Here is a 13,329-nt window from a genome sequence, read left to right on the forward strand (position 1 = left end):
AAAAGGCGCGCAGCGAACGTGACCACGCCGCGCGCGCCTGTCGTCAACAGCGCAGCTTATACCAGTTCGATCGCCATCGCCGTCGCTTCGCCGCCGCCGATGCACAGGGCCGCCACGCCGCGCTTGCCGCCGGTTTTCTTCAAGGCACCCAGCAGGGTGACGATGATGCGCGCGCCCGAGGCGCCGATCGGGTGGCCCAGCGCGCACGCGCCGCCGTGGATGTTGATCTTGCTGTGCGGAATGTCGAGGTCGTGCATGGCGGCCATCGGCACGGCGGCGAACGCTTCATTGATCTCGAACAAGTCGACATTGCTGCTGCTCCAGCCCGTCTTGGCGTACAGCTTTTTCACCGCGCCGATGGGGGCCGTGGTGAATTCGTTTGGCGCCTGCGCGTGCGTGGCATGGCCGTGGATTTTCGCGATGACGGTGCAACCGAGTTTTTTCGCCGTCGATTCGCGCATCAGCACGAGGGCGGCCGCGCCATCGTTGATCGACGACGACGAGGCGGCCGTGATGGTGCCATCCTTCTTGAACGCCGCTTTCAAGGTCGGGATTTTTTCCAGGCGGGCTTTTTGCGGGCCTTCATCGATGCTGACGATGGTGTCGCCGCCGCGGCCGGAAACGGTCACGGGCACGATTTCCCATTCGAAACTGCCATCCTTGGTGGCCGCTTGCGCGCGTTTCACGGATTCGATGGCAAACGCATCCTGCGCTTCGCGCGTGAATTGGTACTGGCTGGCGCACTCTTCGGCAAACGTGCCCATCGAGCGGGCATTGCCCTTTTCATCGCGGCTGTAGGCGTCTTCCAGACCATCCATCATCATGTGGTCATAGATCATGCCGTGGCCGATGCGGTAGCCGCCGCGCGCCTTCGGCACCAGATAGGGGGCGTTGGTCATCGATTCCATGCCGCCCGCCACCACCACGTCGGCGCTGCCGGCGAGCAAGGTGTCATGCGCGAACATGGTCGTCTGCATGGCCGAGCCGCACATTTTCGACAGGGTCACGGCGCCCGTGGAATCGGGCAAGCCCGCCTTGCGCAAGGCCTGGCGCGCGGGCGCCTGGCCCTGGCCAGCCATCAGGCAATTGCCGAAAAACACGTGTTCCACGGCATCCGGCGCCACGCCGGCCCGTTCGACGGCGGCGCGGATGGCCACGGCGCCCAGGTCGCTGGCGGTGACGTTGGCAAAGTCGCCCTGGAAGGCGCCCATGGGGGTGCGTGCGGCACCGACGATTACGACTGGATCATTCATGTTGGATCTCCGGTTAAAGGTGGGGATGGTGACTGCATACAAAAACGCAGGTGCTGCGGATAAGGGAAGACGTCCTCGATATGGCCGTCTTCGATGCGCTGCTTGCGCGCCTGCCAATATTGCGCCGTCAGCAGGTCGGCATGGTGCTGCATGAAATAGCGGCGGATGCGGGGATTGCCCAGTAGGAAGGTGCCGAATTGTTCGGGAAACACATCGTGCTTGCCGATGGGATACCACGGTTCGGCCGACATTTCTTCTTCCTCCGTGCGGGCTTGCGGGATGACGCGGAACCGGCAATCGGTGATGTACTCGATTTCATCGTAATCGTAAAAAACGACACGCTGATGACGGGTCACGCCAAAGTTTTTATACAGCATGTCGCCGGGAAAAATATTCGCCGCCACCAATTCCTTGATGGCGTTGCCGTACTCGACGATGGCGTGTTCGACCAGGTCATCGCGGCCTTCCTTCTCGGCATTGCTCAGCCACATGTTCAGCGGCACCATGCGCCGCTCGATGTACAGGTGGCGGATGATGATCTGCTCGTGGTCTTCTTCGATCAGCGAAGGGGCGAACTGTTTCAACTCGGCCAGCAGTTCTTCGGCAAAACGGGCGCGGGGAAAGGCCACGTTGGAATACTCGAGCGTGTCGGCCATGCGCCCCACCCGGTCGTGGTGTTTCACCAGCAAATACTTTTGCTGGACTTGCGCGCGCGTGGTTTCCTTGGGGGGCGGAAAGAAATCCTTGATGACCTTGAAGACATACGGAAACGAGGGCAGGGCAAACACCAGCATCACCAGGCCACGGATGCCAGGCGCGCTTTCAAAGTGGTCCGACGAATGTTTCAGGTGCTGCAGGTAGTCGCGGTAAAACAAGGTCTTGCCCTGTTTCTGCAAGCCCAATATCGTATAGATTTCGCTGCGCGGTTTGCGCGGCAGCAAACTGCGCAGGAATTGCACATAGGCCGACGGCACTTCCATATCGACCAGGAAATACGCGCGCGTAAATGAAAACAGCACGGCGATCTGCTGCTGCTCGAACAGCACCGTGTCGAGCACAAGCTTGCCGTGACGGTTGTGCAGGATCGGCACGACAAACGGGTATTCGCGGTTGCCGTTGATGCCCTTGCCGACCAGATAGGCGCCCTTGTTGCGGTAAAACAAGCTGGTCAGGACCTGGATCTGGTGGTTCGGTTCGAGCCGGTCGCCGCCGAACAGCTGTTGCAGACGCGCTTCCACTTGTGCCACGTCACGCTCGAGGTTGGCAAAGGCGCAGTTCAGCTGGAAGTTGCTCACCATGCGCGTCAAGGTGTGGCGCAAGCCATCCTTGCCCGGGTAATACACGCGGTAGGTGGGGGCCGGATCTTGCGTTTCGATGTATTCCGTGGAAACGACGGGACGCACGAAAATATAGTCGTTATTGAAATATGTGCGGTGCAGGATGTTGCAGCAGACGGAATTGAAGAAGGTTTCCGCCAGTTCCGGCTGCTTGTGTTCCGTCAGCATGCCGATGTAGTGCAGCTTCAGTTCGCGCCACACTTCATCGCTCAACTCCGACTCTTCGTACTCATCTTCGAGCATCTGCACGCATTCCTGCACGCGCTTGTCATAAAAGTCGATGCGTTCGCGGGCTGCCGTCTGTGCCGCGCTCCAGACGCCTTGCTCGAAATACTGCTTGGCTTGCCGGCTGGTTTCGCGGAACAAACGGTAATGCTTGTCGAAGCCGTCGCGGATGGTGCGCGCGATATCGAATGCAATCTGGGAAGAGAGCAATTTGGGGAAGGCAATGTGCGTCATAGTTGTGCTCGCATGAATGGCTCATCACCCAGTCGATCGTCGCGCGCCCGTGCTTACTTGGTTTCCGCAAACAGTTCGCGGCCTATCAGCATGCGGCGGATTTCGCTGGTCCCGGCGCCGATTTCATACAGCTTGGCATCGCGCCACAGACGGCCGGCCGGATACTCGTTGATGTAGCCGTTGCCGCCCAGGGCCTGGATCGCTTCGCCCGCCATCCAGGTCGCTTTCTCTGCACTATACAGAATGGCGCCGGCCGCATCCTTGCGCAACTGGCGCACGGCTTCCGGCGTGGTGGCGCGGTCGCAGGCCTGGCCCACGGCGTAGACATAGGCCTTGCACGCCATCATGGTCGAATACATATCGGCCAGCTTACCTTGCATCAATTGGAATTCGCCAATGGGCTGGCCGAATTGCTTGCGGTCATGCACGTAAGGCACGACCAGGTCCATGCAGGCCTGCATGATGCCCAGCGGGCCGCCGGACAGCACGGTGCGCTCGAAATCGAGGCCCGACATCAGCACGTTGACGCCCTTGCCCAGGCCGCCCAGCACGTTTTCGGCCGGCACTTCGCAATCCTGGAACACCAGTTCGCCCGTGTGCGAACCGCGCATGCCCAGCTTGTCGAGCTTTTGCGCGATGGAGAAGCCCTTGAAATTCTTTTCGATCAGGAACGCCGTCATGCCGCGCGGACCCGCTTCCAGGTCGTTTTTCGCGTACACCACCAGCACGTCCGCGTCGGGGCCGTTGGTGATCCACATCTTGGTGCCGTTCAAGACCCAGCGGTCGCCCTTGAAGTCGGCGCGCAGCTTCATGCTGACGACGTCCGAGCCCGCGTTCGGCTCCGACATGGCCAGGGCGCCGATGTGCTCGCCTGTGATCAGTTTCGGCAGGTACTTGGCTTTTTGCTCGGCCGTGCCGTTGCGCTTGATCTGGTTCACGCACAGGTTCGAGTGGGCGCCGTAGGACAGGCCGACGGAAGCCGAGGCGCGCGAGATCTCTTCCATGGCGATGATGTGCGCCAGGTAACCCATGCCGGCGCCGCCGTACTCTTCGCTGACGGTGATGCCGAGCAAGCCCATGTCGCCCATTTTGCGCCACAGGTCCATGGGGAACTGGTCCGTGCGGTCGATGTCGGCCGCGCGCGGCGCGATTTCGGCGGCGGCGAATTGTTGGATCGCTTCACGCAGGGAGGCGATGTCGTCGCCGTGGTCAAAGGTCAAGCCTGGGAGATGGAGCATGTCGTCCTCGTCGTCGTTATAAGTGTGGCGGTCATGGATGCCGGGTCAGTGAAGCTATGATACTCAGTTGTGACGTTTACGTAAACGTCAACCGATGCGCGGCAGCGGTCTGCTGCTTGCGCCTTTAGTTTGTTTGCGCCTTATCAAGGTTCGAGTCCGCCAGCATGCGCGCGCAAGCGTCTTCATGTGCGCTGATTTCCGCCAGCGCCATTTCGATATCGATGCGCTGCTGTTCCAAGGTCTGCCGGTGCTGCGCCAGCACGCCCAGGAAGCGGTCCATCTGCGCGCGCGTGTCCTTCGGCGATTCGTACATGTCGACCAGGCTCTTGATTTCCGACAGCGCCAGGCCCAGGCGCTTGCCGCGCAGGGTCAGCTTCAGGCGGGTGCGGTCGCGCGGCGTGTAGACGCGGCTGCGCCCGCCGGCGCCTTCGCGTTTCGGACTGAGCAAGCCCTGGTCTTCATAGAAGCGGATGGCGCGCGCCGTGATGTCGAATTCCCGCGCCAGTTCGGTAATGGTATAGGTCGTCATGGGTGCGGGCGGTATCGGTTGCATGGGTGGTCGGTCACTGGATGGGTGCTGCGAGGCAATGGATGGCAAAGTGCCGTTTACGTCAACGTCAATACTATTGTAGCGTGCCCTGCCCGTGCTGCAACAAAGAAAAAAGAGGGGCTGGACAGGGGAATTTGGCGAATAAGGCAACAGTTACTGAAAATAAATTGATTCTTCTTGCGCAAACGCGCTTAAGATCGAGAGTTGGTGGCCAAGATGACACCAAAAAGAGCTTTCCTGGCATAACAGCGACATTCTTTTCGCTGCGATGGCAGTAAAATTTTCAGGCGCAGATTCTTTCCAGCCGGCACGATCAAAAAACAACGTTTCACTATGAGCACGCTGTTTGTATCGTTTCCATGTTGGAAACAAAATGGCCCTTCTGAAAACTTTGTCTATAAGAAATTGTATGACATGGGCATTGCGCGCATCGGTAGAGGAGGGCATTATCCGATACCGTACGTTGTAATGCCAAACCGAGGCTTTGAATCGTGCTGCAGTGCGAAAATCAAGGCTAGCCGCGAATTTGACCCGAAGCCACGCAGAATCGCAAGAGAAAATTCGGCCCACTTTTTGACTTGAAAAGCTCGGCCGGAGTGTTAATTGTTAATTGATACTCTTTTCAAATGTAACAATCTGTATGGTCATTCAAGAAACTGACTTTCATGTTACAACATGAAATAGTACACCTATGAATTCTTCTAACGAACGCGAAAGCTTCAGCCAGCGACTTCAGTTGGCTCTCAAAAACGCCCATTATTCTCCAGACAGCCCGACCAGACTGGCCCGGGAATTCAATATCCGTTTCGACGGGCGCCCGATTACCGTGCATGCAGCTAGGAAATGGTTAGTAGGTGAAGCAATTCCGACGCAAGAGAAATTGCGCATGATTGCCCAATGGTTGGGCGTTCCGGCGGAATGGTTGCGTTTTGGCGGCCCGGAAAGCGCCACGCCGAATGGTGAAGCGGGCAGCGCTTTGTCGCGTTTTGAGTCCGCCGATGTGAAATTAATTGCCGATTTGCAAAGATTGGATGAACATCATCGTCAAATCGCGCGAGAATTTATTCGCATGCTGGTAAGAGTCAACTACCAAAAGTAAGCATTCAGGCCCTCCCCGGCCGGCGCCGTCCGCTTTTCGCTGACGGTGCTCCCCCTGTCCTTTTATTTGCGCAAGGTCATACTGGAGACATGATTTTGCCGCACAATAAGACCTCGCATGTTGCGCTGCAGCGGAATTATTTGACAATAATCCCGCACGCAGCGGCGCAGCGGCCAATACCAGCGCATAATCACATCAGAAGCAGCCAGTTCATCCACTACGGAGCCGAGCATTTGAGCCGTCTTATGAAAAGTAACTACAGCAATACCGCGCAGCTGAAGGACTTGATGACCGTGCCCCCCATGACTGCCGCGCAACATGCGGAAGTGATGCGCAAACGGATCGCCCACCGCAGGATGGTTGAAGAAGCCAGGGATTTGAAGCAGGCAAGTGCTCACCAATTCGACAAGAGATGAGGGATGCCTGACCAAAGCTACTGCGCGTCGCGCTTTGCGGCCGGCGATGCTCACCGTGCTAGAGCACGGTTGCGCTTCTTGGCCACAAATCACTGCCGCTCGCTACGCTTTTGTCAGGCATCGTGACTTGGTAGGGGTTTCCCCGCTTATAAGTTGATTGCGTTGGTGATGTCAGGTTTCTGACGCTTTAAGACCATTCCACCGCGGCGCCAGGCTGTGCTCGATGCCGAGCAGGTCGATGACGCGCGCCACCGTATGGTCGACCATTTCCGCGATGCTTTGCGGGTGGTGGTAGAAGCTCGGTAAGGGCGGGAAGATGATGCCGCCCATTTCGGTCACGGCTGTCATATTGCGCAGGTGCGCCAGGTTGAACGGCGTTTCGCGCACCATCAAAATCAGGCGGCGGCGCTCTTTGAGCACCACGTCGGCTGCCCGCGTGATCAAATTATCCGACAGGCCATGCGCCACGGCCGCCAGGGTCTTCATCGAGCACGGTGCGACGACCATGCCATCCGATTGAAACGAGCCGCTGGCGATAGAGGCGCCGATGTCGCGCAGCTTGTGCACCACGTGCGCCTGCGCTTCGATGTCCTTGCGCCCCACGCCCGTTTCCTGGTGCAGGGTCAGTACGGCCGCATCCGACAAGACCAGATGCGTCTCGACGCCGGGGATGGCGCCGAGTAATTGCAGCAGCCGCAAGCCATAGACGGCGCCCGTGGCGCCCGTGATGGCCACGACGATACGGCGCGGCCGCTGCGTTTGGCTATCAGGCATCCAGCAGGGACTTCAGTTCGCCCGATTCAAACATTTCATTCATGATATCGGAACCACCGATGAACTCGCCTTTGACATACAGCTGCGGAATGGTAGGCCAGTTCGAGTAATCCTTGATGCCCTGGCGCACTTCCGGGTCATCCAGCACGTTGACGGTGGCGATGTTTTCCACGCCGCAGGCCTTCAGGATCTGAATGGCGCGGCCGGAAAAGCCGCACTGCGGGAACTGGGCCGTGCCCTTCATGAACAGCACGACTGGCGTGCTCGTCACGGTTTCTTTGATCCAGGTTTGTACGTCGCTCATAGCTGCCTCTGATGGGTAAATAAATAGATGCCGTCATTTTATAAGAAAACGACGGCACGGGTATGCGCTCAAGTCATAAATTAGGCAAGTCAGCCACGTTGGGGCTTATAAGGTCTTGCCCAGGCAGGTCGATTGTGCCGCGCTCACGTATTTGCCCCAAGCAATGACTGGTGCATAGCCGTGTTTGGCATAAAACGCCACGGCGCGGGTATTCGCCACGCGGGTGGACAGGTGCAGAGCCTGGTAGCCGTGCCGGCGCGCCTGCGCCTCTACATGGGCCAGCAGGGCCGAGCCCACGCCCAAGCCACCCTGGCCGGGGCGCGCATACATGCGCTTGAGTTCGCCTATGGCGCTGTCCGGCTCGCCCAGCGGCCGCAGGGCGGCGCAGCCCAGCAGTTCTCCAGCCGCATCGCGGGCCAGATAAAAACCGCCGCGCGGCGTTGCCGCCTCGACATCGAAGGAAGAACGGCCGCTGTCGCCATTGATGCGCAGCAATGCTGCCGACAATTCGTCGAGCAGCAGCTGCGCCTCCACGCTGGCGGCATCCACCGCCAGGATGACGAGGTCATGCCTGGCGGCCATGGACTTAGCCGCGCAGCTTGGCGAACGCGGCGGCCATGCTGCCGGCCGGCTCGGGCGCGTTGCGCGATTGCGACTGGTGTTGCGCCATGCTGCGGCGGTCGTTGCGGTCGCCTTTTTGCTCCGGCTTGCTGCCCGGCTGCGGCGCACTGTCCGTCAAACGCATGGTCAGCGCGATGCGCTTGCGCTTTTCATCGACTTCCAGCACCTTGACGCGCACGACCTGGCCAGCTTTCACCACCGTGTGCGGATCTTTGACAAAGGTGTTCGACAGGGCCGAGATATGCACAAGGCCATCCTGGTGCACGCCGATATCGACGAAGGCGCCAAAGGCGGCCACGTTGGTGACCACGCCCTCGAGTATCATGTCCGGGCGCAAGTCGCGGATCTCTTCCACGCCTTCCTTGAAGGTGGCGGTGGTGAACTCCGGACGCGGATCGCGGCCCGGCTTTTCCAGTTCCTTCAAGATGTCGGAAATGGTCGGCACGCCGAACGTTTCATCCGCATATTTTGCCGGGCTGAGGGTTTTCAGCAGCGCCGTTTCGCCGATGACGGCCTTGATATCCTTCTTGATATCGGCCAGGATCTTTTCCACCAGCGGGTACGATTCCGGGTGGACAGCCGAGGCGTCCAGCGGATTGTCGCCGCCCATCACGCGCAAAAAGCCGGCTGCCTGTTCGTACGTCTTGTCGCCCAGGCGCGGCACGGCTTTCAAGGCCGCGCGCGAGGTGAACGCGCCCTTCATGTCGCGGTAGGTGACGATGCTTTGCGCCACGCTGGCCGACAGGCCGGACACGCGCGCCAGCAGGGGAGCGGACGCCGTATTGACGTCCACGCCGACGGCGTTCACGCAATCTTCCACCACGGCATCGAGCGAGCGGGCCAGCTGGCTTTGACTCACGTCATGCTGGTACTGGCCCACGCCGATCGATTTCGGGTCAATTTTCACCAGTTCGGCCAGCGGGTCTTGCAGACGGCGCGCGATGGAGACGGCGCCGCGCAGGGACACGTCCATGTCCGGCAATTCTTTCGACGCGAATTCGGACGCCGAATACACCGACGCGCCCGCTTCCGAGACAACGATCTTCGTCATCTTCGCTTCCGGGTGCTGCTTGATCAGGTCCTGCGCCAGTTTGTCCGTTTCGCGCGACGCGGTGCCGTTGCCGATGGAAATGAGCGACACATTGTGCTTGGCGGCCAGGCGGCCCAGCGTATGCAGCGAACCATCCCAGTCGTTCTTCGGCTGGTGCGGGTAGATCACGGCCGTGTCGACCACTTTACCGGTGGCGTCAACCACGGCCACTTTCACGCCCGTGCGCAAGCCAGGATCGAGGCCCATGGTGGCGCGCTGGCCGGCCGGCGCGGCCAGCAGCAGCGCTTTCAGATTGGTGGCAAACACGTTGATGGCGTCGAGTTCCGAGCGTTCGCGCAACGCGCCCATCAGTTCCGTTTCCAGGTGCATGAAGCTTTTCACGCGCCAGGTCCAGCGCGCCGTGTCCGCCAGCCATTTGTCGGCCGGGCGGCCTTGTTGCTTGATGCCGAAGCGGGCGGCGATGCGGCCTTCGCACGGGTTATGCGGCGCATCCCATTTCGGTTTTTCCGCTTCCGTGTCCAGGCGCAGAGTGACGTCGAGGATACCCTCGCGGCGGCCGCGCAGCAGCGCCAGCGCGCGGTGCGAGGGGACTGTGGAAATGGTTTCCGAGTATGCGAAATAATCGGCGAATTTTTCGCCTTCGTCCTGCTTGCCTTCCACCACTTTCGATTCGACGATGCCGTGTTCCTGCACGTATTCGCGCAAGGTTTGCAGCAGGGTCGCGTCTTCGGCGAAGCGCTCCATCAAAATCTGACGCGCGCCGTCGAGGGCCGCCTTGGTGTCCGCCACGCCAGGATTATTCCCGTCGGCACTGGTAAACGCGTCGCGCAGGAACTTGCCCGCTTCCATTTCCGGCGTCAGTTCCGGATTGTCCAGCAAGCCGTCGGCCAGCGGCATCAGGCCCGCTTCGATGGCGATCTGCGCCTTCGTGCGGCGCTTCTGTTTGTACGGCAAGTACAAATCTTCGAGGCGCGTCTTGTCTTCCGCGTACATGACGGCGTCGAGCAATTCGGGCGTCATCTTGTTCTGTTCCGTGATCGAGGCCACGATGGCGGCGCGCCGCTCTTCCAGTTCGCGCAGGTAGCGCAGGCGCTCTTCCAGCAGGCGCAGCTGGATATCGTCGAGGCCGCCGGTCGCTTCCTTGCGGTAACGGGCGATGAAGGGCACGGTGGCGCCTTCGTCGAGCAGTTCGATGGCGGCGGCAACCTGCACCGGTTTGGCGGCAAGTTCAAGGGCAAGACGTTGTTCGATAGTGGGCAGCATGGTTGTTTCCAGAGCGATCAAGCCTGGAATGATACGCAATCGGCGCGATTGCGCAATCTTGACAGCGCAAATGGACTGTGCGTTGACAACAGCGTCAGCGGGCCGGCAGCAGCGGGCTGGCGGGCACGGGAGTTGGCGGCCTCTGCGGTACAACGGATTTGCCAAAGGCATTGCCCATGCGGTGTTCGAGGGCAGCGCGGTTGTACAGGCCCAGCTGGTTCGACGGGCGCTGCATGACTGCTTCCGCACCGGACAGGGCGGGCGGCGGCCGGTTCATGGTGTTGCTATTTGGCAATAATTTTTCATTCAAGCAAGACATCGATGGCGCCCGTTGGCCATTGGCTTCCACTTCCACGCAAGCCTTCTGCGGCGCGGCGGCCTTCACGACGACGGTGTGCTCGTCCGCCTGCGTAGGCAGGGCGGCGCAGGCCAGCAGCAACAGTGAGAACAGGCGTGCCATGACGGCTCCCGGAGCGGTGGATGAAGCGTTCAGCATAGCAAGGCCATGTGTCGCGGCGATGACACAGGCGGGGATGCGGGCTGGCGCCATGTCATGCAGTTGTCATTTTATGAAGCTACCATCTTGCCATTCTGCAGACAACATTGCAGTCAAGACACTTCATGAGCAGGATTTTTCGTTGCTTCCCCTGGAAAATGACACTAAGCCACCGCCGCGCCGCAAGGGGCAATGCCCTGTCCGCCTGCTTGCTGATGACATTGATGACCTTGATGACATTCGTGCGGCCGGCTGCGGGCGCGGACGGTGCTGACGCCGGCGCGCACGCACCCCTGCGCTTCGACTTGCCCGCCCAGCCGCTCGATGCGGCCCTGGTGGCGTTTGGCGAAGTGACCGGGTATTCCGTGCTCGTCAGCAGCCAGCTGGCGGCCGGCAGGGTGGCAGCGCCCGTGCGCGGTGATTACACGCCGGCCGAAGCGCTGCAGCGCCTGCTGGCAGGCACCCAGCTGGGCGCGCGCTTCAGCGGCAGCAATGCGTTTACCTTGCTGGCGCTGGCCGACGCGCCCGTGGCGCCGGCGTCTGTGCCGGCCGAAGTGACCCCCGCCAGCGCACCATTGCAAGGCTATGCGGCCATCCTGCAGCGTTCGCTCACGCGCGCCCTGTGCCGCTTGCATCCGGAGGCCTTCGGCCGCTACCGCCTGGCGTTCCAGCTGTGGCTCGACGAGCGGGGCAAGGTGCGCGCCGTGCATGTGCTGGAACCGAGCGGCGTGGAACAGCGCGACCGCGCCGTGCTGCAGCGCCTGCGCAGCCTGCTGATCGATGGCGCGCCGCCGGCGGGCTTGCCGCAGCCGCTGACGATTTTACTGACGCCGCGGCCCGATCCCGATGCCGATTGCGCGCCTTACCTCGTGGCCGGGGCGCCCTGAGCATGCCGGAACTGCTCAAAACCACCTTGCGCAAGCTGTTCCTGGAACGCTACGGACAGTTTCGCCGCCATCTGCAGCGCCGCCTCGGTTCGGAAGACCTGGCCAATGACGCGCTGCATGAAACGTATTTGCGGGTGGAACGGATGAACGCGCCCGAAGCGATCAGCTACCCGTCCGCCTACCTGATGCGCATTGCCATCAACATTGCGGAAGATCAACGCCGCGACAATGCGCGCCTGCTCAGCTTGCCCGATATCGACGATCTGTACGAGATGGTCGACGAGCTGGCCGACCCGGCCCGCACCTTCAGCGCGCGCGCCGAACTGGAAGAGCTCGAGCGGGCCTTGCAGGAGTTGCCGAAACGCCGGCGCGCTATCGTCATCGCCGCCCGCGTCGACCAGTTGCCGCACCGCGACATCGCCGAGCGCTTCGGCATTTCCGCCCGCACGGTGGAGAAGGAATTGCGCGCCGGTCTCGAACATTGCTGCGAGCGCATGGGACGCGATTTCATCCAGCGCTTCGGTCCCGGCGCGGGAAAAACGTCTAAACATCATGACTGAACAAGCGGAAGACGACATGGGTGTCATCCAGAAGGAAGCGCAGGCGTGGGTCGTGCGCCTGGCCTCGGGCCAGGTCAGCGAGCGCGACGCGCAAGTGTTTCGCCACTGGTGCGCGCGCAGCCGCAAGCATGCCAACGCGTTTGCCGAGGCGCGCGCCGTGTGGGGCGCCATGGCGCCGGCCGCGCGCGCCGTCAAGCGGGCGCAGGCGCCCGTGAATATGGCGCGGCGCGCCTGGCTCGGTGGCGCCGTGGCTGCCTCGCTGGGCTTGCTGGTGCTGCGCCCGCCGACGGACCTGTGGCCGGCCGTGGCGGGCCTCGGTGCCGACTATGCCACCGGCACGGGCGAGCAGCGCGAAGTGGCGTTTGAAGGCGGCGTGCTGGTGCAGATGAATACGCAGACGCGCCTCGATGCGGCGCCGCTGCAGGATGGCGCCGCGGCGCTGGTGCTGCTGGCGGGCGAAGCGGAATTCCAGGCCGGCTTGCGCGGCGCGGCGCGGGTGCGCGTGCAGGCGGGCGACGGCACCGTGTCGGCCGGCAGCGCGCGCTTCAATATCCGGTTATTCGGCCAGGAAGTATGCGTAACGTGCCTGGCGGGCCGCTTGCGCGTGGCGCAGGCCGGCAACGACGCGGAACTGGCGGCCGGCCAGCAACTGCGTTACCGGCCCGAGCATTTCGGCATCGCCCGCGCCGTGGCCAGGGCCGACGTCAGCGCGTGGCGCCACCGGCTGCTGGTTTTTAAACAAAGCACCCTGGCCGAGGTGGTGGACGAGGTGAACCGCTACCGTCCCGGCAAGCTGATCCTCAATGGCGACGCCTTGAAACTGACGCGCGTGCAAGCGAGCTTTTCGCTCGACCGCCTCGATGACGTGATCGCCCTGATCCAGGACGCGTATGGCGCGCGCGTGACGCGGCTGCCGGGCGGCATCGTGCTGTTCGGCTGAGCCCCGCCTTGGCGCGCCGAGGTGCTCAGCCAATTATGACATTTTCATGACCTTTTGCAGTCCCGGACCTTGTTCCCTGTC

15 protein-coding genes are annotated in these 13,329 nt (G+C 61.5%); 5 read left to right on the plus strand and 10 right to left on the minus strand.

What is annotated here, in order from left to right:
• Positions 1–56: 56 nt before the first annotated feature.
• The 5 genes from SJI03_RS27610 to SJI03_RS27630 form a co-directional block, all read right to left on the minus strand.
• Positions 57–1,253, minus strand: coding sequence for an acetyl-CoA C-acyltransferase (locus tag SJI03_RS27610; RefSeq protein WP_099379186.1), 1,197 nt, complete (start codon positions 1,251–1,253; stop codon positions 57–59).
• On the minus strand, positions 1,250–3,049 hold the full coding sequence (gene aceK / locus SJI03_RS27615) for a bifunctional isocitrate dehydrogenase kinase/phosphatase (protein ID WP_322429311.1): 1,800 nt from the start codon (positions 3,047–3,049) through the stop codon (positions 1,250–1,252). Before aceK ends, SJI03_RS27610 begins: the two co-directional genes overlap by 4 nt.
• A 53-nt stretch (positions 3,050–3,102) precedes the next feature.
• On the minus strand, positions 3,103–4,287 hold the full coding sequence (locus SJI03_RS27620; RefSeq protein WP_086137446.1) for an isovaleryl-CoA dehydrogenase: 1,185 nt from the start codon (positions 4,285–4,287) through the stop codon (positions 3,103–3,105).
• 124 nt (positions 4,288–4,411) lie between these two features.
• Positions 4,412–4,816, minus strand: coding sequence for a MerR family transcriptional regulator (locus tag SJI03_RS27625; RefSeq protein WP_099379188.1), 405 nt, complete (start codon positions 4,814–4,816; stop codon positions 4,412–4,414).
• A 174-nt stretch (positions 4,817–4,990) separates the two neighbouring features.
• Positions 4,991–5,284, minus strand: coding sequence for a hypothetical protein (locus SJI03_RS27630; protein WP_158301276.1), 294 nt, complete (start codon positions 5,282–5,284; stop codon positions 4,991–4,993).
• Between the two features lie 244 nt (positions 5,285–5,528).
• On the opposite strand from SJI03_RS27630, the gene SJI03_RS27635 reads away from it, so the two are divergent.
• Positions 5,529–5,936 carry a hypothetical protein gene (locus tag SJI03_RS27635; protein WP_034753756.1) on the plus strand — a complete coding sequence of 136 codons (408 nt, stop codon included), beginning with the start codon at positions 5,529–5,531 and terminating at the stop codon, positions 5,934–5,936.
• Positions 5,937–6,025: 89 nt separating this feature from the next.
• Positions 6,026–6,352 carry a hypothetical protein gene (locus tag SJI03_RS27640; RefSeq protein ID WP_092801601.1) on the plus strand — a complete coding sequence of 109 codons (327 nt, stop codon included), beginning with the start codon at positions 6,026–6,028 and terminating at the stop codon, positions 6,350–6,352.
• A gap of 171 nt (positions 6,353–6,523) precedes the next feature.
• Here SJI03_RS27640 and SJI03_RS27645 read toward each other — a convergent pair whose 3' ends face one another.
• The 5 genes from SJI03_RS27645 to SJI03_RS27665 form a co-directional block, all read right to left on the minus strand.
• Complete coding sequence (locus SJI03_RS27645) at positions 6,524–7,126, minus strand: UbiX family flavin prenyltransferase (protein WP_278317336.1); 603 nt, start codon at positions 7,124–7,126, stop codon at positions 6,524–6,526.
• A complete protein-coding gene (gene grxD / locus SJI03_RS27650) occupies positions 7,119–7,430 on the minus strand; it encodes a Grx4 family monothiol glutaredoxin (protein WP_010402157.1) in 312 nt (103 codons plus the stop codon). The genes SJI03_RS27645 and grxD overlap by 8 nt, the downstream gene beginning before the upstream one ends.
• A gap of 105 nt (positions 7,431–7,535) precedes the next feature.
• Positions 7,536–8,012: a GNAT family N-acetyltransferase gene (locus SJI03_RS27655; protein ID WP_322429312.1), complete on the minus strand. Its 477-nt coding sequence runs from the start codon at positions 8,010–8,012 to the stop codon at positions 7,536–7,538.
• A 4-nt stretch (positions 8,013–8,016) separates the two neighbouring features.
• Entirely contained in the window at positions 8,017–10,365 is a 2,349-nt protein-coding gene (locus SJI03_RS27660; RefSeq protein ID WP_322429313.1) for a Tex family protein, read from the minus strand.
• A gap of 94 nt (positions 10,366–10,459) precedes the next feature.
• Positions 10,460–10,825 carry a hypothetical protein gene (locus SJI03_RS27665; RefSeq protein ID WP_322429314.1) on the minus strand — a complete coding sequence of 122 codons (366 nt, stop codon included), beginning with the start codon at positions 10,823–10,825 and terminating at the stop codon, positions 10,460–10,462.
• A 260-nt stretch (positions 10,826–11,085) separates the two neighbouring features.
• Between SJI03_RS27665 and SJI03_RS27670 the strand changes: the two genes are divergently transcribed.
• From SJI03_RS27670 to SJI03_RS27680, 3 genes are read left to right on the plus strand one after another with little or no spacing between them, the layout of a single operon-like run.
• Positions 11,086–11,748 (plus strand): secretin and TonB N-terminal domain-containing protein, encoded by a 663-nt coding sequence (locus SJI03_RS27670; protein ID WP_322429315.1) that lies wholly within the window; start codon positions 11,086–11,088, stop codon positions 11,746–11,748.
• 2 nt (positions 11,749–11,750) lie between these two features.
• Entirely contained in the window at positions 11,751–12,308 is a 558-nt protein-coding gene (locus SJI03_RS27675) for an RNA polymerase sigma factor (RefSeq protein WP_322429316.1), read from the plus strand.
• The gene (locus tag SJI03_RS27680; RefSeq protein ID WP_322429317.1) at positions 12,301–13,248 is read left to right on the plus strand and encodes a FecR family protein; all 948 of its coding nucleotides are present in this window, start codon (positions 12,301–12,303) and stop codon (positions 13,246–13,248) included. The genes SJI03_RS27675 and SJI03_RS27680 overlap by 8 nt, the downstream gene beginning before the upstream one ends.
• Positions 13,249–13,329 lie beyond the last annotated feature (81 nt).

It is taken from the genome of Janthinobacterium sp. GMG1 (assembly GCF_034427795.1).
Taxonomy (GTDB): Bacteria; Pseudomonadota; Gammaproteobacteria; order Burkholderiales; family Burkholderiaceae_D; genus Janthinobacterium.

What these genes read in the sequence shown, in the direction of transcription:
- SJI03_RS27610 (WP_099379186.1), bottom strand. Translation starts at nt 1,253, where the DNA reads ATGAATGATCCAGTCGTAATCGTCGGTGCCGCACGCACCCCCATGGGC.
- aceK (WP_322429311.1), bottom strand. Translation starts at nt 3,049, where the DNA reads ATGACGCACATTGCCTTCCCCAAATTGCTCTCTTCCCAGATTGCATTC.
- SJI03_RS27620 (WP_086137446.1), bottom strand. Translation starts at nt 4,287, where the DNA reads ATGCTCCATCTCCCAGGCTTGACCTTTGACCACGGCGACGACATCGCC.
- SJI03_RS27625 (WP_099379188.1), bottom strand. Translation starts at nt 4,816, where the DNA reads ATGACGACCTATACCATTACCGAACTGGCGCGGGAATTCGACATCACG.
- SJI03_RS27630 (WP_158301276.1), bottom strand. Translation starts at nt 5,284, where the DNA reads ATGCCCTCCTCTACCGATGCGCGCAATGCCCATGTCATACAATTTCTT.
- SJI03_RS27635 (WP_034753756.1), top strand. Translation starts at nt 5,529, where the DNA reads ATGAATTCTTCTAACGAACGCGAAAGCTTCAGCCAGCGACTTCAGTTG.
- SJI03_RS27640 (WP_092801601.1), top strand. Translation starts at nt 6,026, where the DNA reads ATGATTTTGCCGCACAATAAGACCTCGCATGTTGCGCTGCAGCGGAAT.
- SJI03_RS27645 (WP_278317336.1), bottom strand. Translation starts at nt 7,126, where the DNA reads ATGCCTGATAGCCAAACGCAGCGGCCGCGCCGTATCGTCGTGGCCATC.
- grxD (WP_010402157.1), bottom strand. Translation starts at nt 7,430, where the DNA reads ATGAGCGACGTACAAACCTGGATCAAAGAAACCGTGACGAGCACGCCA.
- SJI03_RS27655 (WP_322429312.1), bottom strand. Translation starts at nt 8,012, where the DNA reads ATGGCCGCCAGGCATGACCTCGTCATCCTGGCGGTGGATGCCGCCAGC.
- SJI03_RS27660 (WP_322429313.1), bottom strand. Translation starts at nt 10,365, where the DNA reads ATGCTGCCCACTATCGAACAACGTCTTGCCCTTGAACTTGCCGCCAAA.
- SJI03_RS27665 (WP_322429314.1), bottom strand. Translation starts at nt 10,825, where the DNA reads ATGGCACGCCTGTTCTCACTGTTGCTGCTGGCCTGCGCCGCCCTGCCT.
- SJI03_RS27670 (WP_322429315.1), top strand. Translation starts at nt 11,086, where the DNA reads ATGACCTTGATGACATTCGTGCGGCCGGCTGCGGGCGCGGACGGTGCT.
- SJI03_RS27675 (WP_322429316.1), top strand. Translation starts at nt 11,751, where the DNA reads ATGCCGGAACTGCTCAAAACCACCTTGCGCAAGCTGTTCCTGGAACGC.
- SJI03_RS27680 (WP_322429317.1), top strand. Translation starts at nt 12,301, where the DNA reads ATGACTGAACAAGCGGAAGACGACATGGGTGTCATCCAGAAGGAAGCG.